This is a genomic window from Actinomadura sp. WAC 06369 (genome assembly GCF_003947565.1).
Taxonomy (GTDB): Bacteria; Actinomycetota; Actinomycetes; order Streptosporangiales; family Streptosporangiaceae; genus Spirillospora; species Spirillospora rifamycini.
Genome location: NZ_QHJN01000128.1, coordinates 1 through 24217, shown reverse-complemented (window position 1 = coordinate 24217; position 24217 = coordinate 1). Strand labels below are relative to the sequence as shown.

The window sequence follows — 24217 nt, the reverse complement described above, 5'->3', positions numbered from 1 at the left end:
GTCGAGGAGCTGGCGGGGGAGGCGCCCGGGGCGCGGGTGGAGACCTTCCTGGCCGATCTGTCGGTGCTGATGGACGTGCGGCGGGTGGCCGCGTCGCTGCGCGAGCGCTTCGAGCAGGTGGACGTCCTGGTGAACAACGCCGGGGTCCACCAGATGCGGGCGAAGGTCAGTGCGGACGGGTACGACCGGATGATCGCGACGAACCATCTGGGGCCGTTCCTGCTGACGAACCTGCTGCTGGGGCATCTGGAGAAGGCGGCGCCGTCGCGGGTGGTGATCGTGGCGAGCGAGGCGCACCGGTTCGCCGACCGGCTCGACGTGGAGCGGCTGGCGGAGCCGGGGTCGTACGGGAGGCCGGGGTCGCTGCGGGTGTACGGCCGGAGCAAGCTGCTGAACATCCTGTTCGCGCAGGAGCTGGCGCGGCGGATGGAGGGCAGCGGGGTGGTGGCGAACACGATGTGCCCGGGGCCCGTCGCGACGCATCTGTCGCGGGAGATGTGGGGGGCGGAGCGGCTGGGCGCGCTGCTGTCGCACACGCCGGTGGTGCGGACGCCCGAGCGCGGGGCGCGGACGGCGCTGCGGCTCGCGGTGGACGACGAGTTCGCCGCGCGGAGCGGGGAGTTCCACGGGTCGGTGCCGGGTGCGCCGGCGTCGGGGCCGTTGAAGGACGAGGCGCTGGCGCGGGACGTCTGGGAGCGTTCGGCGCACCTTGTGGGGCTTCGTTAGGCTCGCCGCGTGGAGCACCAGTCGAGGTTCAAGGATCTGTTCGCCGGCGCGGGTTATCTGCTGCGGGGGATCGGGTGGGTCGCCCGGCATCCGCTGCAGTGGCTGTTCGGGCTCATTCCCGCGCTCATCGTCCTGCTGGTCTACGGGGCGGCGCTGGGGTTCCTCGTCTACAACCTCGGGGACGTCGCGGGCTGGGTGACGTGGTTCGCGGACGACTGGTCGGAGACGGTGCGGAAGGCGACGCGGGTCATCGCGGGGATCGCGGTGCTGGGCGCGTCGGTGTTCCTGGCCGTGCTGACGTTCACGGCCGTGACGCTGCTGGTGGGCGATCCGTTCTACGAGGCGATCGCGGTGCGGGTCGAGGAGTCGCAGGGCGGGGCACCGCCGGAGCCGGACGAGGGGCTGCTCGCGGGGATCGTCCGGGCGGTCAAGGACACGCTGCTGCTGGGGCTCGTGGCCCTGGCGTTCGCGCTGGTGTTCTTCGCGTGCGGGTTCATTCCGGGCATCGGGCAGACGGTGGTGCCGGTGGTGGCGGCGTGCGTCTCCGGCTACTTCCTGGCGGGCGAGCTGGCGTCGGTGGCGCTGGAGCGCCGGGAGGTGCTGCGCAAGGAGCGGTTCGCCCGGATGAAGGAGAACCGTCCGCTGGTGATCGGCTTCGGGGTGGCGACGTTCGCGCTGTTCCTGGTGCCGCTGGGGGCGGTGCTGGCCATGCCGGGCGCGGTGGCGGGCGCGACGCTGATGGTGCGGGAGCGGCTCGGCGCGGACAAGTGGCCCGGACGGCCGTCGGACGAGTGGCGGGCGGCGCCGCAGGCGCAGCCGGACCAGTGGCAGCAGGGCCGGCCCGGCCAGGTGCAGCCGGGGCAGGGACAGCCGCCGCAGCCCGGCCAGGTCCCGCCGGGCCAGGTCCCGCCGGGGCAGATGCAGCCCGGCCAGGTCCCGCCCGGCCAGATGCCGCAGGCTCAGCCGAACCAGTGGCAGCCCGGGCAGCAGGCGCAGCCTGGCCGGTGGCGGCAGGGTCACGACTGATAGCAAGCTGTGTCCGGAGCGTGATTCCTCGCGGGCCGCGTTTGATGATCTTCGCGTAACGTGTGCCGCATGTCCGATCAGGGGGAGCGCGATGCGCGCTGGACCGGTTTGAACGAGAGTGACGCGCCGCACGACGTGTGGGGCAAGGTCGAGACGCCCGCCGGGCAGGCCGCCGACGCCGCGGGCGAGGCGCCCGCGGAGGAGTCCGACGTCCGCGTGGCGCCCGAGCCGGACGAGCGGGACGAGCGGGACGCGCCGCAGTGGGAGGGCGAGCTCTTCGACGAGGACGACTCGAAGGACGAGGCGCCGTCGAACTACGTCCCGGCGGTGCCGACCGGGTCGACGCAGCCGGCGAAGCCGGGCAAGCCGAGCAGCGGCAACTGGCAGATGCCGGACTGGATGGCCGACGAGGCCGCCGCGGACGAGAAGCTGGGCGCGTCCGGCGACTCGCTGGAGACGGGCGGCCGGTCGCGGCTGGTGCTGTTCGGCGGGGTCGGGCTGCTGGTGGCGGCGCTGATCGCGGCGGGCGGCGTGTACTTCCTGACGCGCGGCGGCGATGACGAGCCGGACAAGGCGGGACGGACGGGCGCGGCCGAGCGGGCGGTCACGGCGCAGGTGTCGATGCCGCCGGACGCGGAGCTGGAGGCGTTCGCGGGGACGCCGTCGCGGATGCTGGGCCGGGTGGACGACGCCGCCGCGGGGCTGTCGTACCCGCGGCTGGGGCCGCCCTGGCAGGTGCCGACGAAGGAGAACAAGCTGGGCACGCCCGGCTGGTCGGGGCAGCAGATCGTGGTGACCGAGCGCGCCGGCGCCCAGATGTGGTACGGGCAGCTGCTGACGGGGACGCTGATCCCGAGCCTGCACGGTTCCTACACGGGCCCGGACAGCGTGAAGGAGGTCGCGGGGCTGGCTGCGGAGGGGTACCTCGCGCAGTACTACGGCTTCCAGGACGGGCAGAAGCCGCTGGCGTCGCAGGCGCTCGACGTGGACGGTCGGAAGGGCTGGCTGGTCGCGTCGTACCTGACGTACGAGCGGGACGGCGTGCGGGCGACGGGCGAGATCGTCGCGACGGCGGTGATCGACACGGGGCGGCAGGCGCCCGCGGTGGTGTTCGCGTCGCTGCCGAACACGCACAAGAAGCTGTGGCCGGACCTGAACCGGTTCCTCGCGAACCTGAAGGTCATCTGACCCGCTTGCCATAACCGAATGCCGTTCTAATAGGCTGGCCGCACCCCGAGGAAAGGTGCGGCCATGGCCATTGGTGTGACGGAGGAGCACGCGGCGCTCGCCGCGTCGGTGCGCGGGCTCGTCGAGCGGCACGCGGGCGACGGGCTCTGGCCCGCGCTGGCGGAGCAGGGGCTGCCCGGCCTGCACCTTCCGGAGAGCGCGGGCGGGCAGGGGTTCGGCCTGCCGGAGCAGGCCGTGGTGCTGGAGGAGCTGGGCCGCGCGATGGGCCCGGCCCGGTACGCGCCCGCCGTGCTCGCGTCGGCGATCCTGCGGGACGGCTCGCGCGTCGGGGCGGTCGGGCTGTCGGGCGGCCTGGAGACGGACGGGTCGCGGGTGTTCGGCACCGTCCGGCCGGTGGTCGGTGCGGCGGACGCGGAGGTGTTCGTCCTCCCGGCCGGTGACCGCTGGGCCGTCGTGGACCGGGCGTCGTGCGAGGTCGAGGAGCTGGAGTCGCTCGACGAGGGCCGTCCCGCCTGCGCGGTGACGGTCGACGCGGAAGCCCGGTTCGTGGACGAGCTGGACGGCGCGGACGGCGTGGACGTGCGGGCGCTCGCGGTCGTGGTGTTCGGCGCGGAGGCGTGCGGCATCGCGGGCCGGGCGCTGGACGAGGCGGTGGAGTACGCGAAGCTGCGGGAGCAGTTCGGCCGCCCGATCGGGCAGTTCCAGGGCGTGAAGCACAAGTGCGCGCGGATGCTGATCGCACTGGAGCGGGCGCGGGCGGCGGTGTGGGACGCGGCGCGCGCGCTGGACGAGCCGGAGGAGCAGCGCGCGTACGCGGTGGCGGTGGCCGGGGCGCTCGCGGCGGACGCGGCGGTGCAGTGCGCCGAGGGCAACATCCAGGTTCACGGTGGCATCGGCTACACGTACGAGCACGACGCCCACCGTTACTACAGGCGTGCCCTGACGCTGCGGGCGATCCTCGGTAGGGCGAGCGAGTACCGCGCAGAGGCGGCGGCGCGCGCGCTGGGCGGCGTCCGGCGTCCGATGGACATCGACCTGCCGGAAGAGGCCGCGGACCTGCGCGCCGGTGTCCGCGCGGAGGTCGCCGGGCTGGCCGCGATGGAGCCGCTGGAGCAGCGGGCCGCGATGGCCGACGGCGGCTGGGTGACGCCGCACCTGCCGAAGCCGTGGGGCCGGGACGCGGGGCCGGTCGAGCAGATCGTCATCCGGCAGGAGCTGAAGGCGGCGGGGGTGCGTCCCGTGCCGCTGATGATCGCCGCGTGGGTCGTGCCGTCGCTCGTCCAGTACGGCAGCGAGGAGCAGAAGCGGCGGTTCCTGCCGCCGACGCTGCGCGGGGAGATCATCTGGTGCCAGCTGTTCTCCGAGCCGGGCGCGGGCTCCGACCTGGCCGGGCTGCGGACGCGCGCCGAGCGCGTCGAGGGCGGCTGGAAGATCACCGGGCAGAAGATCTGGACGTCGCTGGCGCGCGAGTCGCAGTGGGCGATCTGCCTCGCCCGGACCGACGCCGGGCGGCCGAAGCACGACGGCATCACGTACTTCCTCGTCGACATGGCGTCGGCGGGCGTCGAGGTGCGGCCGCTGCGCGAGTGCACGGGCGACGCGGTGTTCAACGAGGTGTTCCTGGACGGCGTGTTCGTCCCGGACGAGCTGGTCGTGGGCCCTGTGAACGAGGGGTGGCGCGTCGCGCGCAACACGCTCGCGAACGAGCGGGTCGGCCTGACGACGTCGTTCCAGCTCGGCGGGAACGTCCCGAAGCTGCTGCGGCTGGCGGACGAGCTGGACGTGGCCGGGGACCCGGTCGTCCGGGACGGCGTGGGCGACCTGGTGTGCGACGAGCACGCGCTCGACCTGCTGAGCCTCCGCGCGACGCTGAAGCAGATCTCGGGCACCGACCCGGGCGCGACGGCGAACGTGCGGAAGCTGGTGGCGATGGAGCACGGGCAGCGGGTCACCGAGTTCGGGTTCGGGCTGCTCGGCGAGCACGGCGCGCTGACCGGCGGGTGGAAGTCGGAGTTGCGCGCCCGGTGGACGCGGCACCTGCTGGCGTCGCGGGCGATGACGATCGGCGGCGGGACGACCGAGGTGAACCTCAACGTGATCGGCGAGCGGATCCTGGGGCTGCCCCGCGACCCGGAGCCGGTCGGGTAGTTTTCCGGCGATGACGGGACGGATCGGGTGAGGGACCGGACGCGGCACCTGGCGGCCGCGGTGACCGGGCTGCTGCTCGGCGCGCTCGCGCTGGGGCCGGGGCTCGCGCCCGGGTTCGTCCTGTCGTACGACATGGTGTTCGTCCCGGATCCGGCGTTCACGCCGATGACGTTCGGGCTGACCGGGACGGTGCCGCGGCACGTGCCGAGCGACGCGTTCGCCGCCGCGCTCGGGACCGTCCTGCCCGGGGGGCTCGCGCAGAAGCTGATCCTGCTCGGGGTGTTCGTGCTGGCGTGCACGTCGGCGGCGTCGCTCGTCCCGTCCCGGCGGCTGGCTCCCCGGCTGGTGGCGGGCGCGGTGTACGCGTGGAACCCGTTCGTCGCGGAGCGGCTGCTGCTGGGGCAGTGGGCGCTGCTGCTGGGGTACGCGGCGCTGCCGTGGGCGCTGGCGGCGGCAGCCCGCGCGGGGGAGCGCGGCGGCGGGCGGCGGCTGGTGCGGGCGCTGCTCCCGGCGGCGGTCGGCGGGTTCGCGGCGCTGGCCGTGTCCGGGCTGGCGGCGCTGGTCGTCGCGCTGTGCGCGGGCCGCGGCAGGTGGACGGCCGCGGGGAAGGCGGTCGCGGCGGCGGCGCTGCTGAGCCTGCCGTGGCTGGTGCCGGGCCTGCTGCGGCCGGGCGGCGTGCCGGGGGACGACGCGGCGGTCGGGCTGTTCGCGGCCCGCGCGGACACCCCGTTCGGGACGCTCGGGAGCCTGCTGCTGCTGGGCGGCGTGTGGAACGGCGAGACGGTGCCGCACGGGTACGGGGCGCCGCTGACGGCGGCGCTGTGGCTGGTCGCGGTGGTGGGCGCCCTGGCCGCGTACGCGCTGTGGACGCGGGACGAGCCGTGGCGGCGCGGCCTCGCGGCGGCGGGGGCGGCCGGGTTCGCGGTCGCGGCGCTGGGCGCGGTCGCCGAGCCGGTGCTCGCGGGGCTGATCGGCCTGTGGCCGGGGTTCGCGGTGCTGCGGGACGGCCAGCAGTTCGTCGCGCCGCTCGCCGTCGTGGTCGCGGTCGGGGCGGGGGTCGCCGCCGACCGGGCGGCCGAGGCGAGGCTGCCGCTCGTCCCCGTGGGTCTCGTGGTCGTTCCCGTGCTGCTGCTGCCGACGCTCGCTTGGGGCGCGGCAGGCGAACTCCGGGCCGTCCAGTACCCGGACGACTGGAAGCGCGCGCGGGAGATCATCGACGGCGACCCCGCACGGGGCGACGTCCTGCTCCTGCCGTGGGCGCAGTACCGGAGCTACGCGTGGAACCACGGGCGCCGGGTCCTCGATCCCCTGCCCCGCTACCTGGACCGGCGGGTGGTCGTGAACGACTCCGTCACCGTGGGCCGGACGACCGTCGCGCCGGAGGACCCGCGCTCCGTGCGGCTCGCCCCGGCGGCGGCGACGGGGAGCCCGCCGGCGGCGGCGCTGCGCGACGCGGGCGTCCGGTACGTGGTGGTGGACGCGGAGACCGACCGGTTCCGGCCGACCGGGGCGGTGCGGGTGCTCGACGGCCCCCACCTGGCGGTCTACCGGATCGGCGGGCAGGTGGCGCGGGTGGACGAGCGGGTTCCCGCGGCACCCGTGGTGGTGGCGTGGACTATCGCGAGCGCAGGGGTTTTCTGGTCAATTGTGGGTCCAGGTACTAGCCTGAGCACCCCGCTACTCGGGAGTATCGAATCCCGTTCACCCCGCCGCACCCGTCGAAGGGCCCCCTGATGCGCATCGCCATCGCCATTGTGGTCGGAGCTCTGCTCGCCGCCGGAACGTCGCTGGGCGCCGTGCAGCTCGCCAGCGCCTCCCAGGAAGACCCGGTCATCAAGCCGCTGTACAACTACGGCGAGCGCTGATCCTCCCGCCGCCATGGGGACCTGGTCCGCGGGCCCCGTCCTGCTGGAGATCGTCGTCCCGGCCCGCAACGAGGCCGGACGGCTCCCGGCGGGCCTCGGCCTGCTCAGCGACGCGCTCGCCGCGCTGCCGGTGCGCGCCGAGGTGATCGTCGTCGACAGCGCCAGCACGGACGGCACCGCCGGGATCGTCCGCGCGTGGCGGGGGCCGGTGCCGGTGCGGCTGGTGCGGTGCGACCGGCCCGGCAAGGGCGCGGCCGTCCGGGCGGGGCTGCTCGCGACGCGCGCCCCCTGGGTCGGGTTCATGGACGCCGACATGGCCACCGATCTCGCGGCGCTGGACGACGTCCTCGGGCTGCTGCGGGACGGGCGTCCGGTGGTGGTGGGGTCGCGCCGCCACGACCGCTCGGTCGTGCAGGCGTACGCGCTGCCGGTCCGCCGGCTGGGCGCCGTCACGTTCAACCGGCTGGTCCGCGACCTGGTGGGCGGCGTCGCCGACACCCAGTGCGGGTTCAAGTTCTTCGCGGGCCCGCTGGCCCGCGCCGCCGCCGCGGACCTGCGCACCGCCGGGTTCGCCTTCGACGTCGAGCTGCTCGCGAACTGCGTGCGGCGCGGCGCGGACGTCACCGCGATCCCGGTCGTGTGGCGGGACCGCCCCGGCTCGACGTTCTCGGTGCGGCGGCACTCGCTGCGCTGCCTCGTCGACCTCGCCCTGATCCGGGCGCGCGCGGGCGGCGGGCCCCTGCGGAACCGTGCGGCGCGGGACGCGCACGTCCCGGCGCAGGCGCCCGCGCCGGCCGCCGAGACGGTGTCCCGGGCCGCGCCGGGCCTCGGGCGGGGATGAGCACCCGGCTCGCGGTCGTCAACTGGCGTGACCCCTGGCATCCGGCCGCGGGCGGCGCCGAACGGTACGCGTGGGAAGTCGCCAAGGGGATGGCCGGGCGCGGCGCACGCGTCACCTACATCACGGCACGCGCGCGCGGGCAGGCGCGTAGGGACCAGGTCGAGGACGTCACGTTCGTGCGGCTCGGCGGACGGTTCACCGTCTACCCGCTGGTCCTGCTGTGGCTGCTCCTGCACCGCCGGTCGTTCGACGCGGTCATCGACTGCCAGAACGGCATCCCGTTCTTCTCACCGTGGGCTTTGCCGAGGCGCGTGCCGGTGTTCTGCGTCATTCACCACGTCCACGACGACCAGTTCGGCCTGTACTTCCCGCCGTGGATGGCCTGGGTCGGGCGTGTGCTGGAGGGCCCCGTGAGCCGCTGGACGTACCGGCGGCACGCGTTCGTGGTCGTGTCGCCGTCCACGCTGCGGGCCGTCCGGGAACGCCTCGGCTGGACCGGTCCCGCCCACGTCGTCCACAACGGGACCACCGTCGCGGACGCCGCCGCGGCGGACGCTCCCGGGCCGCGCGGCGATCCGGACCTCGTCTGCGTGACGCGGCTCGTCCCGCACAAGCGGCTCGACCTGCTGCTCGACCTCGCCGGACGGCTCGCCGAGCGCCGCCCGGGCCTGCGGCTGCACGTCGTCGGGGACGGCCCGGAGGCGCCCGCGCTCGCCGCCGGGATCGCCGCGCGCGGGCTGGCCGGCGTCGTCGTCCCGCACGGCTACGTCGCCGAGGAGGCCAAGGCGGCGCTCGTCGCCCGCGCCGACCTGCACCTGTCGACGTCGCGGGGCGAGGGCTGGGGGCTCAGCGTGATCGAGGCCGCCGCGCTCGGCGTCCCGACCGTCGCCGCCGACGTCGACGGGCTGCGCGACGCCGTCCGCGACGGCGTCACGGGCTGGCTCGTCCCGCCCGGCGGCGACTTCCCCGACATCGTCGAGCGCGCCCTCAAGGAACTGGACGACCCGGACCGCCGGGCGGAGGTCGCCGCCGCGTGCCGCGCCCGGGCCGCCGGGTTCGGCTGGGACCGGACGACCGCGCGGCTCGCGGCCCTCGTCGAGCGCGCCCTCGTCGGGGGCGCGCTCGCCGCGGGCGCGCCCGCCGGCGGCCCGCTCGTGGCGGACGCGGCCCACCGGTACGGTGACGAGCACTCGCGCGACGCGAGGCGAGCCGGAGGGGACGCCGCGAGGGAAGGGGAGCGCCGGGACCATGGCCGTCGGAGAGGCTGACCCGCCGCGCGCGGGCGTCCGGTCGCCGGGCCGGACGCGGGGCGGGGCGGCGGGCCGCGGCCGGTGGGCCGACCCGGACGCGGCGGCGGCGCGGCTGCGCGACCGGCTGCGGGCCGTCGCGTGCTGCTGCGCCCTGGTCGCGCTCGCGTTCTGCACCCGGCCGGGCGAGATCCTCGCCGACACCAAGATCGACATGGCGGTGAACCCGCGCGGGTTCCTCGGCGGCGCCCTGCACCTGTGGAGCCCCGAGCAGTTCGGCCAGCTCCAGAACCAGGCCGTCGGCTACCTGTTCCCGATGGGCCCGTTCTACGCGCTCGGCGACCTCGCCGGGATGCCCGCCTGGATCACCCAGCGGCTCTGGCTGGCGCTGCTGATGTGCCTGGCGTTCACCGGCACGCTCCGGCTCGCCGGGCGGCTCGGCGCCGGCGGCCCCCGGTCCCGCCTCTTCGCCGCGGCGGCGTACGCGCTCGCGCCGAACGCGCTGTCCACGCTCGGGCTGATCTCGTCGGAGTACATGCCGGTCGCGATGCTCCCGTGGATCGTGCTGCCGCTGGTGAGCGCGATCGCCGGGGACACCGGGCGGCTGCGCGCGGCGGCCCGGTCCGGCCTCGCCGTCGCGTGCTGCGGCGGCATCAACGCGACCGCGACCCTCGCGGTGCTGGTCGTCCCGGCGGTCTACCTGCTGACCCGGCCGCGGGGCACCTACCGGGTCCGGCTGGCGGCCTGGTGGTCGGCGGCGGTGGCGGCGGCGATCGCGTGGTGGCTGGTCCCGCTGGCGCTGACCGGCACGTACGGGTTCTCGTGGCTGACCTACACCGAGAAGGCGGACACGACGACCGGCCCGACCGGGCTCGTCAACGTGCTGCGCGGCGCGGAGCGGTGGGTGAACTACCTGGTCGCGGACGGGCAGATCTGGTCGCCGGTCGGGTACGGGCTGTCGCTGACGCCGCTCGCGATGCTGTGCACGGGCGCCGTCGCGGCGCTCGGCCTCGCCGGGCTCGTCGGGCGCCGCCTGCCGGAGCGGACGTTCCTGCTGCTGACGCTGCTCACCGGGCTCGCGATCCTCACCGCCGGGCACCTGAGCGACCTGCCGGGCCTGTTCGCCGGGGACGTCCGCGCGCTGCTCGACGGCGCTCTCGCCCCGTTCCGGAACCTGCACAAGTTCGACGCGGTGATCCGGCTGCCGCTCGCCCTCGGCCTCGCGCACGTGCTGGTCGCGGCGGCGCGGTGGCTGAAGGAGCGCCGCCCGGACGGCGACCCGGCGCTCGTCTACCCGGAACCGGACGGGCTGCGCGCCCGGTTCCGCGCCGCCGCCGCCCTGCCGGTGGCCGCGGCGGTCGCGCTCGGCGGCATCGGCCTCACCGGCGCCGTCCGCGGCCTCAGCGGCTCGGGGAGCTTCGAGCGGGTGCCCGGCTACTGGGAGGACGCAGCGTCCTGGCTGAACGAGCGCGCCGGACGGCAGGCCGTCCTCGCCGTCCCCGGTTCGTCGTTCGGCGAGTACCTGTGGGGACGCCCGATGGACGACATCGTGCAGCCGCTGCTGGACGCCCGCTGGGGCGTCCGCCAGCTCGTCCCGGCCGGGTCGCCCGGCTACACGCGCGCGCTGGACGCGATCGAGCTGCAGGCCAGGGCGGGGCTGCCGTCGCCGGGGCTGAGCGAGTTCCTCGGCCGGATGGGCGTCCGGTACGTCCTGGTCCGCAACGACCTGCGGCGGGAGAGCCTCGAAGGGGGGCGGCCCGCGCGGGTCCACGAGGCGCTGGACGGGTCGCCGGGCCTGCGCCGGGTCGCGGCGTTCGGCCCGCCGACCGGCCACGTTCCGGTGGACGACGCGGTCGCGGCCGTCGACCAGCCGTACCCCGCGCTGGAGGTGTACGAGGTCGAGGGCGCCGCGCCCGTCGCGACGCTCGACGACGCGGCCGACCCCGTCCGGGTGCTCGGCGGGCCCGAGTCGCTGCTGACGATGGCGGACGGCGGCGCGCTCCCGGACCGTCCGGTGCTGCTGAACGACGACGCGCCCGACCTCGGCGGCGTCCCGGTCGTGACGGACTCGCCGCGGCTCGTCCGGCGCAACTTCGGCGAGCTGCACCAGACGTCGCGGACGCTGGGCGCCGCGAAGCGCCGCGAGGCCGCCGACGTCCTCGACGACGGCTGGAAGCGGTACGCGACGCACGTGTCGTACGGCGGCGGCGTCCGGGACGTGACCGCGTCGAGTTCGGCGTCCGACGAGGGCACGGCGCCCGCCGGGCACCTGCCCGCCGCCGTCCCGTTCGCGGCGGTCGACGGCGACCCGTTCTCCGCGTGGCGCACCGGCGGGTTCGACGGCCCGGTCGGGCAGTGGCTCCGCGTCGACTTCGACCGGCCCCGCGACGTCGGCGACCTGGAGGCCGCGTTCCTGCGGGACGACTCCCTCGGCCCGGCCGTCGCGCGCGTCGCCGTCGAGACCGAGCGCGGGACCGCGGCGCAGGAGGTCCGGCGCACCGCCGACGCGCAGCCGCTGCGCGCGCCCGCGGGCAAGACCCGGTGGGTGCGGATCCGCATCACCGGGCTGGCCGCCGAGCCCGCCGAGCCGGGGTTCGCCCGCGCGGGCATCAGCGAGCTCACCGCCGGCGGCGTGGAGCCGACCCGCACCTACGTGATGCCCGCGCCCGCCGGGACGGGCGAGCCCGCGACGTACGTGATGAGCCGGGTGCCCGGGGACAAGGCGACCTGCATGCGGGGGAGCGCGCGGTGGGTCTGCTCCGCGGACCTCGGCGCGCGCGGCGAGGAGGGCGGCGGCTTCGACCGGACGTTCACGTCCGCGACCGCCCGCGACGCGAAGATCGCCGGGACGGCCGTCCTCACCGACCCCGGACTCGTCGCGAAGTACACCGAGGCGAAGGGGCGTCCGGTCGTCAAGGCGTCCTCCGTCCTCACCGCCCACCCCGCGAACGGCGCCCGCTCCGGTTTCGACGGCGACCCCGCCACCGCCTGGATCGCGGAGGCGGGCGACCGCGAGCCCGCGTTCGCCGTCGCGTGGGGGAAGCCCCGGCAGGTCGGGTCGCTCGAACTGCGCCGCCCGCCCGGCGCGTCCGGGCCCGTCCGGGTGCGGATCGAGGGCGACGACGGCGAGACGCGGGAGGGCCTGTCGGACGACGCGGGCCGCATCGCGTTCGCCCCGATGACCACCGGGCGGATCAAGGTCGCCTTCCTGGACGACCGGCGGCTCCAGCCCGTCCAGCTCACCGACCTGGTCATCCCCGGCGTGGCGCCGCTGCCGGACGTGCGGGGCCTCGACCTCGAACTGCCGTGCGGCCTCGGACCGCGGCTGGAGCTGGGCGGGACGACCCTGCGGACGAAGGTCGCGGGCACGTTCGGCGACCTGCTCGCGGGCCGTCCCGTCCGGTTCGCCGCGTGCGGGCCCGCGAAGCTGGAGCAGGGCGCGAACCGGCTGACCGCGGTGCCGCTCGACCCCTACCGCGTCGAGACGGTCGTCGCGGGCGGCGCCGACCTCGAGCCGTCCACCGCGAAGCCGGACGGGGCCGCGGCGGCGGCGCCCGTGGAGGTCGTGCGCTGGGACTCCGGCTCCCGCGAGGTCCGCGTGGACGCCGCCGCGGCGTCGTTCCTCACCGTGAACGAGAACTTCAACCCCGGCTGGCGGGCCACCGCGGGCGGCACCGAGCTGCGGCCCGTCCGGCTCGACGGGTGGAAGCAGGGGTGGCTCGTCCCCGCCGGGACCCGCGGGACCGTCGAGCTGACCTACCTGCCGGACCGGGCGCACCTGGTGTCCGTCGCGGGCGGCCTCGGCCTGCTCGTCCTGCTGCTGGGCGTCGCCGTCCGCCCGCCGGGGCGGCGCGGCGCGCCGCGCGGCCCCGCGCCGGCGACCGTCCTCGCCCCCGCGCGGGGCTGGCCGGTGTGGGCGGCGCTCCCGTTCGCCGCCGCGCTCGGCGCGTGGATCGGCGGGGTGCCGGGCGCCGCCGTCACCGTCGCCGTCGCCGCCGTGTGCGGCTGGGCGCGCACCCGCCGCTCCGCCGCGCTCCGCGCGGTCGCGTCGCCGTGGCCGGTCGCGGCCGCCATGGTCGCCGGGACGGCGTGCCTCGCCGCCGGCGCCCGCTGGGACCTGCTCGGCAACCCCGCGAACCCGTCCGGCGTGCTCGGCGACACCGCGCCGCAGGTCCTCGGGCTGGTGATCGTCGGGCGGCTCGCGGTCGAGCTGTGGCGGCCCCGCCCGCCCGGCGGCCCCGGCGGCGGGCCGATCGCGGTCAGCTGGGACGCCCCAGGAGGCGCCGCTGAACCGCCTGCCCCGGACGTTCCACCAGGTAGTAGCTCAGCGCCGCCGCTGCAGTGGACGCCAGGGCGAGAAGCGGGAGATCCGTCAGGACGCTCCCGCGGAAGGTCCGGTCGAGGGCCTCGTACCAGGCGACGATGATGATCATCTGCCAGAGGAACAGCCCGTAGGACACCCGGCCGAGCCACCGCATCACCGGGTTGCCCAGCGCGGCCCGCATCGCCGGATGCTCCGGCGGCGCCAGCGCCACCGGCGCCATGAACGCCAGGGCGCACGCCCCGAAGAGCAGCATGTGCAGCACGGACGTCCACAGGCCGCCCGGCTCGGACAGGCTGAGCGGGCCCGTCGCCGGGGTCGCCGCGACCGCGAACAGCATCGCCGCCGCGACCCAGCACGCCTTCCACGAGTCCGCGACGGCGTTGCACAGCGCGGCGACGGGGCGGCGCTCGTCCTGCCGGGCCCAGGCCGTCACGACGGCCAGCGCCATGCCGAGCGCGAACCAGATGAAGTACCGGGGGAGCCACACGCCCATCTGCGAGTTCCGCTCCGGGAAGTACGCGAGGGCCGTGAAGGGGAGCGACAGCGCCCCGTAGACGCCGATGGCGCACAGCAGCCGTTTCGCGATGCCGCCGACGTCCGCTGTGCGCGCGCGCCTGACGACCCAGTTCAGGACAGCGGCCGTGATGGGCAGCGTCACGTAGAACGCGACCTCGACCGACAGGCTCCACAACTGCCCCAGATGCGCCGGACCCAGATCGGACGACCACCACGGGTCGGGCACGTAGATCTGCGTGAACGTCAGCAGCGACGCCCACGTGAGCGGGTCACCGATGTGGTCGCGCCCTGCCGTGGCCATGTAGACCGCGATCAGCACCCAGTACGCGGGCAGGATCCGCAGCGCGCGCTTGGCGAAGTACGTGCCCGCACCGGGCGCGGGCCGTCCGTCCAGCGCCGCCACCGCCCACGGCCGGTACAGCAGCAGCCCGGACAGCGTGAAGAAGATCGCCACCCCGACCTGGCCGCCGTTGAACAGCCAGCCCGCGCCTTCGCCCCGCGTCATCGTGCCCGCCGAGCTGGCGACGTGGACGGCCAGGACGGCGAGCGCCGCGACCGCGCGGACGCCGTCCAGCGGCGCCTGGTGCCCGTCGATCTGCGGCGGCACCGCCGTCCGCGCGACCCGTTCGCCGGTCGTCATCCGGGCCTCTTCCGCAGGACCAGCAGGAGGTTCCAGGTGGCGACCTCCCGCAGCCCCGGCACGCGGACGACCGCCCGCGCCCAGCCCGGGTGGTAGCGCGGCAGCACGTCCACGACGTCCGCGTCGTCGCGCCCGCGCGCCCACGCCAGCGCGTCCGCCACCGACACCGGGTGCAGGCCGCCGCCGAACCGGTTCTTCGGCGGGCGGCCGTGGCGCCGCTCGTACCGGCGCGCCGCCCGGTGCCCGCCGAGGTAGTGCCACGGGGACGTCTCGTGCCCGCCCCACGGCGACAGCCAGTTCGTGAACGACAGGTACACCGTGCCGCCCGGCCGGGTCACCCGCAGCATCTCCCCGGCCATCCGCCACGGGTCCGGGACGTGCTCCAGGACGTTCGACGAGAAGCACACGTCGGCCGAACCGGTCCGGAACGGCAGCGCGAGCCCGCTCGCGGCGATCGTGTTCGGCCCCGGGGCGCCGTGCGCGCGCAGCTCGCGGACGTCCGGGTCGACGCCCGCGCACCGCGCGCCCGCCCGTTCGAGCGCGCGCGCGAAGAACCCCGAGCCGGTCCCGACGTCGACGACCGTCGCGCCGTCCAGGTCGGCGTACGTGCGGAGCTGGGCGACGGTGTCGCGGGCCAGCAGGTCGTAGAAGCGTCCGGGGTCGCGGCTCTCGCGCCGGAACGCGCCGAACAGCCGCACCGACCGGGCCAGCGTCGCCCGGTGGGGCGGCTCGGGGGGCGGCTCGGGGGGCGGCTCGCGGGGCGGCTCGTGCGCCGACGGCCCCGGCCCGGACGGCTCGTGCGCGCGGGGTTCCGGGTGCACCGAGACCATCGCCACCTCGCGTCCGTCCAGTCGGGGATTTCGGCGCCGGAAAAATACTGCGACGAAAAGTACAGCCGGAGCTTACCGACCGGTACGAACGTGCGGGAGTCCTGTTAGCCTGACCCGACACACGCCGGAGACGGCCCCCCGGCCGCGACTGGACGGCACTCCCGGAGGTGTTCATGCGGCGACGGGTCGGACTGCTCCTGATCGGCCTCGGAGCGTTCTTCCTCACCCTCGCGCCCCTCGTCCGGTTCTACGTGGCGGAGCAGGTCGTCCGCGCGCCGCTGAACCGGTACCAGGTGACGCACCTGGAGTCGCCGAGCAGCACCTACTTCGACCAGGCGGCGCTGAAGACGAGGACGAACGTCACGCTGCTCGCCACGAACACCGTCCGCGGCGACGTCCGGGCGAACAACGGCAACGACGACATCGCCGTCTGGGACTCGACCACCAACATCTACGACAAGGCGAACCCGAAGAACCCCGTCCAGATCCAGGGGTTCCGCATCGCGTTCGACCGGAAGACCTCGCGGCTGGTGAACTGCTGCGGCGTCAACGTGGACGGCGACGGCAACGTCCGGATGGACGGGTACGGCCTGCTGTTCCCCATCGCGAACGTGCAGAAGCGCGACTACCCGGTGTACGACCCGACGACCAAGCAGGTCGCGCCGATGAAGTTCGGCGCGGTCGAGCAGGTCCGGGGCCTCAGCGCGTACCGGTTCACCCAGCACATCCCCCTGACCAAGACCGGACCGGTCGAGGCGAAGCTGCCCGGGACGATGCTCGGGCTGCAGGAGGCCGAGCCGCAGCGGGTCGACCGCTACACCGAGGCGTACAACACCGTCTGGGTGGACCCGCGCACCGGCATCCCGGTGAAGCACCGCAAGAACATCCGCAGCACCGTCCGGACGCCGGACGGGCGCGGCGAGATGATCGTCGCGCAGGCCGACCTCGTCACCACCGACGCCGACCAGCGCAAGGCCGTCGACCTCGCGGACGGCACCGCGCTGCAGATCGACATGGTGCGGATCTTCATCCCGGGCGGGGCCGTCCTGCTCGGCCTGCTCGGGCTGCTCATCGGCGGCCTCATGGGGCTCGGCCGCGACGACGCGCCGCCGCCCCCGCCGCAGGCGCCGCGCCGCTCCGACGGCAAGTTCGGCGACGTCTCCCCGCCCCGCACGCCGAAGCGGCCGGACAAGAAGCCGGCGCGCAAGAAGGCCCCGTCGCGGGCCGCCCGCCGCCCCGAACCGAAGCGGAGACCGGCGCCCCGCGCCTGACGCCCGCCGCCCCGCCGCCCGGCCCGTCCGGGCGGCGTGCGGCATGCCCGCACCCGACCTGCCTGATACACGTTCTAGGTGGAGCCGCCCGCACCCGGATCACAGCGAATTCCCTAACTAGAACCTGTTGCAGTTTGGCCGGATCGCGCCTAGGGTCGGGGCTGTGCGGACACGAGCTACCGAACTATTCGGCATCGAGTACCCGATCTTCGCGTTCAGTCATTGCCGCGACGTCGTCGCGGCGGTGAGCCGCGCCGGCGGCATGGGCGTCCTCGGCGCCCTGTACTTCAGCCCCGAGGAGCTCGAACTCGAGCTCAAGTGGATCGACGAGCACGTCGGCGGCAAGCCCTACGGCGTCGACGTCGTCATGCCCGCCAAGTACGAGGGCGCGGACCTCGGCGACGCCGAGGAGATGCTCGGCAAGCTGCAGGGGATGATCCCCGCCGAGCACCGCAAGTTCCTCGACGACCTCCTCGAAGAGCACGGCGTCGAGCCGTCCACCGAGACGGCCCACCGCGCGCTGCTCGGCTGGACCGACCAGACCGCGCGGCCCCAGGTCGAGGTGGCGCTCCGGCACCCGATCGCCCTGCTCGCCAGCGCGCTCGGCCCGCCGCCCGCGGACGTCGTCGCCGAGGCCCACGAGAAGGGCGTCAAGGTCGCGGGCCTCGCCTCCAACGCCCGGCACGCCCGCAAGCAGACCGACGTCGGCGTCGACATCATCGTCGCGCAGGGCACCGAGGCCGGCGGCCACACCGGCGACGTCTCCACGATGGTCCTCATCCCCGAGGTCGTGGACGCCGTCGGCGACGAGACGATCGTCCTCGCCGCGGGCGGCATCGGCCGCGGCCGGCAGATGGCGGCGGGCCTCGCCCTCGGCGCCGACGGCGTGTGGACGGGCTCGATCTGGCTCACCGTCGAGGAGGCCGACACCCCCGAGCGCGCGATGCCGAAGCTGCTCGCGGCGACGTCCCGCGACACCGTCCGGTCCCGCGCGTGGACGGGCAAGCCGGCCCGCTTCCTCAAGACCGCCTGGACGGAGGCGTGGGAGAGCGAGAAGTCGCCCGGCACCCTCCCGATGCCGATGCAGTTCATGCTCATCGCCGACGCGCTGCCCCGCATCGCCCGCTCCGGCGACGGCGAGCTGGTCACCTTCCCGGTCGGCCAGATCGTCGGCTCGATGAACCAGGTGAAGTCCACGAGCCAGGTCGTCTACGACCTCATCGAGGAGTACGTCGAGTCGATGGAGCGGCTCAACCGGATCACCGAGGACTGAGAACGTCCGCCGTCGCGTCGGGGGTGGCGCGGCGGCGGCCGAAATCCCCCGGGCGCGCTCCCGCCCGGGGGTTCAGCACGTCGAGTGGAACAGGGCGCCGACGGGACGCCCGGCGTCTCGGTCGAGGCCGGGTGGCGGCACCCGGACGGGTGACCGTCAGCCCGCGACGCGGACGAACGCGACGGCGTCCGCGCCGCGCAGCTCGGCGGCCTCCAGCGGGATGTGCCCCTGGCGGGACGGGACGCGCAGGTCCCGGGCGTCCGCGAGCGCGTCGGCGAGCGGGGCCGCCGGGAAGAACGCCCGGCCGGGGACGGCGCCCGCCAGCACGCCCTGCAGGCTGTCGTCCGCGTCGCCGTCGCCGCCGTGCTCGGACACGATGAGCCGGTAGCGTCCGCCCAGGTCGGACGCCGCGGTCAGCGCGCCCGCGCTCCACCAGTGCAGGCCGTCCTCCTCGCCCCACCACGGCATGTGGGAGCGGGCCCGCTGCACATGGGCGTTGTGCGCGAACACCAGGCACGGCCCGCGCCGCTCCTCCGCCGCCGCGATGGCGCGCAGGTGCTCGGCCATCAGCGCGTCCCGCAGCCCGAGCAGGGTCGGCATCCGGGCGGGCGACACGGACGCCAGGACCGCGTGGTAGCGCAGGACGGCCCGCGCCGTCCGGGCGTGGGCGTGCGCGCGGAAGTACGCGTCGTCCGAGGTCGCCGCGATGAGCGTCGGGGCCTCGAACCCGTAGACGGAGAGGACGTCGTCGGCGAGCAGCCGCAGCCGCCGCGCCTCGGGGGTGTCGCCGATCGAGTGCGCGGGGTCCATCATCACCTCGGGATGCGTCCACGCGTCGTCGTCGCCGAGCAGGGCGTCGAGGTCCCCGGCGTCGTAGGGGACGCGCGGCAGGTGCTCGGCCAGGTAGGCGTGGGCCGCCGTCAGCGAGGCGCGGGGGCTCGGCGCGCCGGTGATCTCGAACGGGCCGTCGAACCCGTAGAACCGGACCCGCTCCTCGGGGTCCGCCCCCGCGTTGTGCTCCCGCAGCCATGCGAGCAGTTCCCGGTTGCCGCGCAGCGTCCCGAACTCGTGCGTGAAGCCCGCGGCGAGGACGTCGTCGAGGTCGCCGGCGCCGGTGGCGACGTGGTCGTCGACGACCGTCCCGGCGATGTGGTCGCTCTCGATGGCGATGGAGCGGTACCCGTGGTGCTCCACCAGGTGCCGCAGGACCTGGTTGCGCAGCCGGGGGAACTCCTCCGCGCCGTGGGTGGGCTCGCCCAGCGCGAGCAGCGCGGGCGCCGGACGGAACCCGTCCAGCAGGCGGTCGAGCGCGGAACCGAGTCCGGCGAGGTCGTCGCCGAAGTGCAGACCGATGTCGTGGACAGACACGAAAAGCCCCTTTCGCGGGCGTGGCCAAACGGTCGCACTTAACTGTAACGTTGAAACCTCTATTGAAACTTCTCGCGGAAACTTCCGCTGACGAGCGGCTCAACCTTCAAAGCGAGGACATGAAAGCTCTGCGACCCGTCGACCTCGCCCGCGAGCACGGCCTCTCCGCGCAGGCCGTCCGCAACTACGAGGAGGACGGCATCCTGCCCCCGGCCGAGCGCAGCGCCAGCGGCTACCGGCGGTACACCGCCGTCCACGCCCAGGCCCTCCGCGCGTTCCTCGCCCTCCGCGCCGGCTACGGGCACGCGACGGCCGCCGAGATCCTGCGGGCCGCCGGACGCGGCGACGACGACGCGCTCTTCCGGCTGATCGACCGCGCGCACGCCGACCTGCTGCACGAACGGGACGTCCTCGACCAGGTCGCCGCCGCCCTCGGCGACCTGACCGCGGCGCCGCCCGCGGACGACCCGCGCCGCGAGCTGTCCATCGGCGAGCTGGCCCACCAGCTCGGCATGCACCCGGCGTCGCTGCGCAAGTGGGAGGCCGCCGGGATCCTGCGGCCCCGCCGCGACCCCACCGGCCGCCGCCGCTACCCGCCGGACGTCGTCCGCGACGCGCACGCCGCCCGCCAGCTCCGCCGCGGCGGCTACCCGCTGCGCCGCATCGAACTGTTCGTCGACCGGCTCCGCGCCGCGGGCGGCGCCACCGCCTTGGAGGACGTCCTCGCCGAGTGGCGCACCCGCCTCCGGACCCGCAGCCGCGCGATGCTCGCCGCCGCGACCCCCCTCGACGAGTACCTGCACCTTCTGCCGCGTCCCTGAGTGCGGCGGCGCCGGAACCGGCAGAATCCGCCCATGGCCACGCAGTGACCCCCCGACGCCGACCACAGGACCCCGGCCTTCCGCCGGGTCGTGGCGGCCTGCCTCCTGCTGACCGGCCTCGGGATGCGGCGGGCTCGGCGTTCCTGGCGGCGGAGTTCCGCGACCTGCGGGACGACCTGTACGCGCTGCGGGACGCGCCGCGCTGCGAGGCCCCGCCCCAGGGGGCGGCGGAGTGCCGGTGGCAGCAGGAGTTCGCCGTCTCCGGCGTCGCCCTCGACGACGGCGAGGACATCGTCGCCGAGTTCACCACCCCGCAGCACGGGAACCGGTGGGACGCGGAGTTCCGCACGCGCGGCCCGCTGCTGGAGAAGCTCCGCGAGGGCGAGCGGGTCCCGGGCGTCCTGCTGGTGTCCGCGTCCGTCCGGCGGTTGGCGCGGCCGGAGGGGACGGGCCGCGTCGTCGCGTGGACGTTCGGCCTGCTGGCGGCCGGGCTCGGGGCCGCAATCGCGGCGGCGGCCGCCGACGGCACCGGGCTCGAACTCGACACCTCGGCGCTCGGCGCGTCCGCCGCCGTCTACGCGTCCCTCACCGCGGTCATGCTCGCCGGGACGGCCGCGGCCCGCCGCGCCCGGCGCGGTCGAGCGGAATGAGCGGGACCCGCCGCGGTGGCGTCGAGGTGCTCAGCCTCTTGAGCAAGCAAGGCGAGCGCATCCACCTGCGCACCCGTCCGTCCCGGAAGGTAAAGTGCCCGACGGCCGAATGATCATCCGAGGAAGAGGCGTCCCGATGAACAAGTGGGCACCCCTCCTGGCGGCGATCCTGCTGGAGGTGACCGCCACGCTCGCGCTGCGCGCCGCGGTGGACGACCCCGCCTGGTATGCGCTGGTCGCCGTCGGCTACGTCGGCGCGTTCGTCGGCCTCAGCTTCGCCCTCCGCGCCGGGCTGGGCGTCGGCGTCGCCTACGGCGTGTGGGCCGCAGCCGGAGTCGTCCTCACCGCCGTCCTGGCCGCCGTGATCTTCAACGACGCCCTCACCCCGACCATGGGCGTCGGCATCGCCCTCGTGATCGCCGGGGTGCTGTGCGTGGAGCTCGGCTCCCATCGCGCCCAAGACCGGGAGCACGCGTGACCTGGCTGTACCTGATGGGAGCGATCCTCACCGAAGTAACGGCCACCCTCTCACTCCGCATGGCCTCCCAGCCGAACGCCCGCCGGTCCTGGTACACGCTCGTAGCCGTCGGCTACCTGGCGGCGTTCGCCTTCCTGACCCTCGCGCTCCACGACGGCTTGGGCATCGGCGTCGCCTACGGCATCTGGGCCGCCTCCGGCGTAGCCCTCACCGCCATCGCCTCCCGCGTCCTGTTCAAGGAAGCCCTGACCAAGGTCATGGCCCTGGGCATCGCCCTGATAGCCACCGGAGTCCTGTTCATAGAACTAGGCACCACCCACTGACCTTGACCCGCGCACATGCTTCAAGACGAGCGGGGCAAGGCGAGCGTGAACGTCGTCGCGTTCGGCGGCCTGCACGATCATCGCGGCGACGATGAGTTCGGCGAGCCGTCCGTCCGGTGTCGCCAGCACGTGAGCGAACGCTCGCCGGACGTCCGCGGCAACCTCGGGCACGGGCAACGAGTAGGCGTACAGGTTCGCCGCGTCGAAGCCAAACGGCGCGGGACCGAAGCCCTCCCAATCCAGGATAGTGAGTTCGGGCATGGTGAGATTGGCCCAGTGAAGGTCACCGTGGGCGAGACTCCATCGCGTGACCGTGGCGTCGACGTTCGTCTCCCCGACATAACGCGGGATGGCGCGCGCAACATACTCCTGGGAGACGACAGGCGAACGGCATACCGGCATAGGCGTCGCCGCCACAGCTCCAAGTGCCTCCTTCAACCGCACCCACCACGCATCCCCCAGACGGACGAGCCCAGCAAGCACGGGACCGGACGAGCAAACCGACGCCCCAACATAGGAGCTCAACTCAGCACGGTAAGCAACCCCGCCATCAACCCACTCCAAGGCGTCGACCAGCCGAGGCCGCGGAACGACAGCGGGAAGCACATCAGCCGCCGTCTCATTTCCAGTCCACAGCTTCGACCCTCGCCGTTCCAGAGGCACAGCCAGCACCCGAAGCCACGCGACCCCATCGGTCCCCTCGACGGCCCCGCCGCGCGTTCGTCCCCCATGCCCCCAGGCACCGGGGCCATCCGGCAGAACGACACACCCCAACCGCTCCGCCGCCCACTCGAAGGCGCCCTCCATCCGCTCACGGACCGCGGGGTCATCAGGCGCAGAGAACACGACAAATCTCCCGAAGGTGCAGACGAGGGATGGACGGACGGCGAAAGACGTCCTGCGCCACTCGCCAGTGTGCCTCACCCGAGGCTGAAAGCAGCACACCGGTAAGGCCAGGCGTTGAAGCCACAACTGCCAAAGCCGCCTCCGCAGGAGCAAGGTTCGGACCGATGAATTCGGCCAGGTCGCGCGTGACCATATCGACGAGTTCCCCACCGTGCAGGGGAGCGGACGCCCACACCTGCAAGCCTGCCTCCGCAGCCTCGGCGATAGGGCCGAGGCCGTTGACCGCTTCAGCAAGCGGCGCGAGTCGCACCAAACTTCCGGGAAGCTGTATCCCCTTCAGATGAGAGCGGTTGCTCCCTGCGGCGTCGCGGGCGGCGGACAGAAGATCCTTCACCGTGAACGCACCGTCGGTGAAGCCGTTCCAAGTGGCGACACCGTATCCGTCGATCAGACCTTGGTGAGAGGCATGCTCGCATGCCTCGAATGCTTGCGTTATCTGTGAGAGGAGTCTGCTCCGATCACCGTGCGTGTCATGTTCCGGGTTGTGCAGGTACAGCAAATCGAGTCGGCTTCGGGCGAGTTCGTTGGCGTTGACGGTGATCTGGTGGGTGAGGTAAGCGGGAGCGATGGAGTGCCTGCGGGCCGCCTCCGAGGCAGTGATGAGTCCCGAGCGCTGAGCTGCCTCGGCCTGCCACGAAGTCATATGGCCGACCTTGGTGGAGACGCTCGCCCTCGGGCAGGCGCGAAGAGCGGGAGCCAGCTCCCTCTGCGCCTGCCCGCGAGCATAAACCGGGGCAGTATCGATCATGCGAACCCCTGTCGCGATGGCCGCCCGCACGGCGGTAGGCACATCACGGCAGCGGTAGGTGCCCAAGCCCACGACCGCCATCACCGTTCTCCCACAGCGACGATTCCGCTGCGTGTAAGGCGACCGATCAAGCCGGCGGCCTGTTCTACGGTGATGTCCGCGGCTTCGGCGAGACTGCCGAGTGTGGTCGGTTGCCCAGTGCAGAGCAAGTCCACCAGTGGTGCCGTCTGGGCGGCGAGCGTCCAGCGTTGCTCGGCGGCTTCCAGCACCACGGCCTGCTCGGCGTGGTGAACGACGGCTCGCGGTGCCGTCATTCGGACGGGCAAGCGATGATCCGCGGGAAGTTGTTCACGAACCGCATATGGGAGCGAGAAGCCCCCACGCGTCCCGTATGCGGCATCGCGTGCGGTGAAGTAGGTTTCGACCACAGACGGACTCCGAAGGCGTTCGGTGATCAGCTTGGTGACCTTCCGACTCCAGGCCGCTCGCCCATCATGATCGTCCGGGCGAGGAAGGTCGGCGCGAAGAGCGTGCTCGTCCCGTAGCCGATCCACCAGCCAGGTCAGCAGGTCGATGCCCGTGTGCGTGGACAGCCCGCATGTGAGGTGGAGTGACGGTTGCCCGGTGGATGCCGAGGCGGCGTGCCACCACCCGCGCGGTACATGAAGAACGTCCCCGGCATACAGGGTGAACTCGTCGATCGGGTTTTCGGGCGGTGTGTCATCGAACTCGATATCTCGATACATCGGTGCGGGTCGGGTCGGGCCGTAGACCCTCCATCGCTTGGCGCCCGATATCTGCAAGACGATGACGTCGTGGTCGTCCCAATGGACGCCGAAACCTTCCGTGGAGGTCCAGGACGCATATGCGTTGACCTGTACGCCGGTGCGTAGCCGGCGTTCTAGGGCGTGTTTCGAAGTCCAGGGTGTGGCGGTGTGTCCTGATCGCTAAATAGTGAGGTCTCCGGTAGAGGGTTCATCGACCAAGAAGAACCTGAACACCGGAGACCTCGTGACCACCCTAGCGGT

General features: G+C 74.2%; 19 protein-coding genes and 2 pseudogenes. 15 read left to right on the top strand and 6 right to left on the bottom strand.

What is annotated here, in order from left to right:
* The 9 genes and pseudogenes from DMH08_RS28510 to DMH08_RS41950 all read left to right on the top strand — a co-directional run.
* Window positions 1–726 (top strand): SDR family NAD(P)-dependent oxidoreductase (locus DMH08_RS28510; protein WP_125618900.1); only part of this gene is annotated, 726 nt, incomplete at its 5' end.
* Window positions 727–735: 9 nt separating this feature from the next.
* Window positions 736–1752, top strand: coding sequence for an EI24 domain-containing protein (locus tag DMH08_RS42495; protein ID WP_125618898.1), 1017 nt, complete (start codon window positions 736–738; stop codon window positions 1750–1752).
* A gap of 69 nt (window positions 1753–1821) precedes the next feature.
* Window positions 1822–2940 carry a hypothetical protein gene (locus tag DMH08_RS28500; RefSeq protein WP_125618896.1) on the top strand — a complete coding sequence of 373 codons (1119 nt, stop codon included), beginning with the start codon at window positions 1822–1824 and terminating at the stop codon, window positions 2938–2940.
* Window positions 2941–3003: 63 nt separating this feature from the next.
* On the top strand, window positions 3004–5088 hold the full coding sequence (locus DMH08_RS28495) for an acyl-CoA dehydrogenase (RefSeq protein WP_125618894.1): 2085 nt from the start codon (window positions 3004–3006) through the stop codon (window positions 5086–5088).
* 27 nt (window positions 5089–5115) lie between these two features.
* The gene (locus DMH08_RS28490) at window positions 5116–6822 is read left to right on the top strand and encodes a hypothetical protein (protein WP_125618892.1); all 1707 of its coding nucleotides are present in this window, start codon (window positions 5116–5118) and stop codon (window positions 6820–6822) included.
* Window positions 6822–6953 (top strand): hypothetical protein, encoded by a 132-nt coding sequence (locus DMH08_RS42490; protein WP_267898580.1) that lies wholly within the window; start codon window positions 6822–6824, stop codon window positions 6951–6953. The genes DMH08_RS28490 and DMH08_RS42490 overlap by 1 nt, the downstream gene beginning before the upstream one ends.
* 13 nt (window positions 6954–6966) lie before the next feature.
* Window positions 6967–7794, top strand: a complete 828-nt coding sequence (locus DMH08_RS28485; protein ID WP_125618890.1) for a glycosyltransferase — start codon at window positions 6967–6969, stop codon at window positions 7792–7794.
* Window positions 7791–9062, top strand: a complete 1272-nt coding sequence (locus DMH08_RS28480; protein WP_199748054.1) for a glycosyltransferase family 4 protein — start codon at window positions 7791–7793, stop codon at window positions 9060–9062. Before DMH08_RS28485 ends, DMH08_RS28480 begins: the two co-directional genes overlap by 4 nt.
* Window positions 9043–12255, top strand: a pseudogene (locus DMH08_RS41950) (alpha-(1->3)-arabinofuranosyltransferase domain-containing protein); the annotation flags it as partial. The gene DMH08_RS28480 and the pseudogene DMH08_RS41950, both read left to right, overlap by 20 nt.
* A gap of 1045 nt (window positions 12256–13300) precedes the next feature.
* On the opposite strand, the gene DMH08_RS41945 reads toward DMH08_RS41950, so the two are convergent.
* Complete coding sequence (locus DMH08_RS41945) at window positions 13301–14521, bottom strand: acyltransferase family protein (protein WP_125618887.1); 1221 nt, start codon at window positions 14519–14521, stop codon at window positions 13301–13303.
* Complete coding sequence (locus tag DMH08_RS28465) at window positions 14518–15357, bottom strand: class I SAM-dependent methyltransferase (protein ID WP_233617864.1); 840 nt, start codon at window positions 15355–15357, stop codon at window positions 14518–14520. Before DMH08_RS28465 ends, DMH08_RS41945 begins: the two co-directional genes overlap by 4 nt.
* 167 nt (window positions 15358–15524) lie before the next feature.
* Between DMH08_RS28465 and DMH08_RS28460 the strand changes: the two genes are divergently transcribed.
* On the top strand, window positions 15525–16622 hold the full coding sequence (locus DMH08_RS28460; protein WP_125618885.1) for a DUF3068 domain-containing protein: 1098 nt from the start codon (window positions 15525–15527) through the stop codon (window positions 16620–16622).
* A gap of 163 nt (window positions 16623–16785) precedes the next feature.
* Window positions 16786–17895, top strand: a complete 1110-nt coding sequence (locus tag DMH08_RS28455; RefSeq protein ID WP_026403068.1) for an NAD(P)H-dependent flavin oxidoreductase — start codon at window positions 16786–16788, stop codon at window positions 17893–17895.
* A 156-nt stretch (window positions 17896–18051) separates the two neighbouring features.
* Here DMH08_RS28455 and DMH08_RS28450 read toward each other — a convergent pair whose 3' ends face one another.
* Window positions 18052–19263 carry an erythromycin esterase family protein gene (locus DMH08_RS28450; protein ID WP_125618883.1) on the bottom strand — a complete coding sequence of 404 codons (1212 nt, stop codon included), beginning with the start codon at window positions 19261–19263 and terminating at the stop codon, window positions 18052–18054.
* A 119-nt stretch (window positions 19264–19382) separates the two neighbouring features.
* On the opposite strand from DMH08_RS28450, the gene DMH08_RS28445 reads away from it, so the two are divergent.
* The 4 genes from DMH08_RS28445 to DMH08_RS28430 all read left to right on the top strand — a co-directional run bounded on the left by DMH08_RS28445 (window position 19383) and on the right by DMH08_RS28430 (window position 21535).
* Window positions 19383–20084, top strand: coding sequence for a MerR family DNA-binding transcriptional regulator (locus tag DMH08_RS28445; protein ID WP_199748053.1), 702 nt, complete (start codon window positions 19383–19385; stop codon window positions 20082–20084).
* A 44-nt stretch (window positions 20085–20128) separates the two neighbouring features.
* Window positions 20129–20734 (top strand): hypothetical protein, encoded by a 606-nt coding sequence (locus DMH08_RS28440; protein WP_125618881.1) that lies wholly within the window; start codon window positions 20129–20131, stop codon window positions 20732–20734.
* Window positions 20735–20870: 136 nt separating this feature from the next.
* The gene (locus DMH08_RS28435) at window positions 20871–21212 is read left to right on the top strand and encodes a DMT family transporter (protein ID WP_125618879.1); all 342 of its coding nucleotides are present in this window, start codon (window positions 20871–20873) and stop codon (window positions 21210–21212) included.
* Complete coding sequence (locus tag DMH08_RS28430) at window positions 21209–21535, top strand: DMT family transporter (protein ID WP_125618877.1); 327 nt, start codon at window positions 21209–21211, stop codon at window positions 21533–21535. The genes DMH08_RS28435 and DMH08_RS28430 overlap by 4 nt, the downstream gene beginning before the upstream one ends.
* Here the strand turns inward: DMH08_RS28430 and DMH08_RS28425 are convergent.
* The 3 genes and pseudogenes from DMH08_RS28425 to DMH08_RS28415 form a co-directional block, all read right to left on the bottom strand.
* Window positions 21518–21952 carry a hypothetical protein gene (locus tag DMH08_RS28425; protein ID WP_125618875.1) on the bottom strand — a complete coding sequence of 145 codons (435 nt, stop codon included), beginning with the start codon at window positions 21950–21952 and terminating at the stop codon, window positions 21518–21520. The two genes, DMH08_RS28430 and DMH08_RS28425, sit on opposite strands and share 18 nt — an antisense overlap.
* A 412-nt stretch (window positions 21953–22364) precedes the next feature.
* Complete coding sequence (locus DMH08_RS28420; RefSeq protein ID WP_125618873.1) at window positions 22365–23270, bottom strand: aldo/keto reductase; 906 nt, start codon at window positions 23268–23270, stop codon at window positions 22365–22367.
* Window positions 23270–24100 (bottom strand): annotated as a pseudogene (locus DMH08_RS28415) (JmjC domain-containing protein); the annotation flags it as partial. The gene DMH08_RS28420 and the pseudogene DMH08_RS28415, both read right to left, overlap by 1 nt.
* Window positions 24101–24217: the final 117 nt, after the last annotated feature.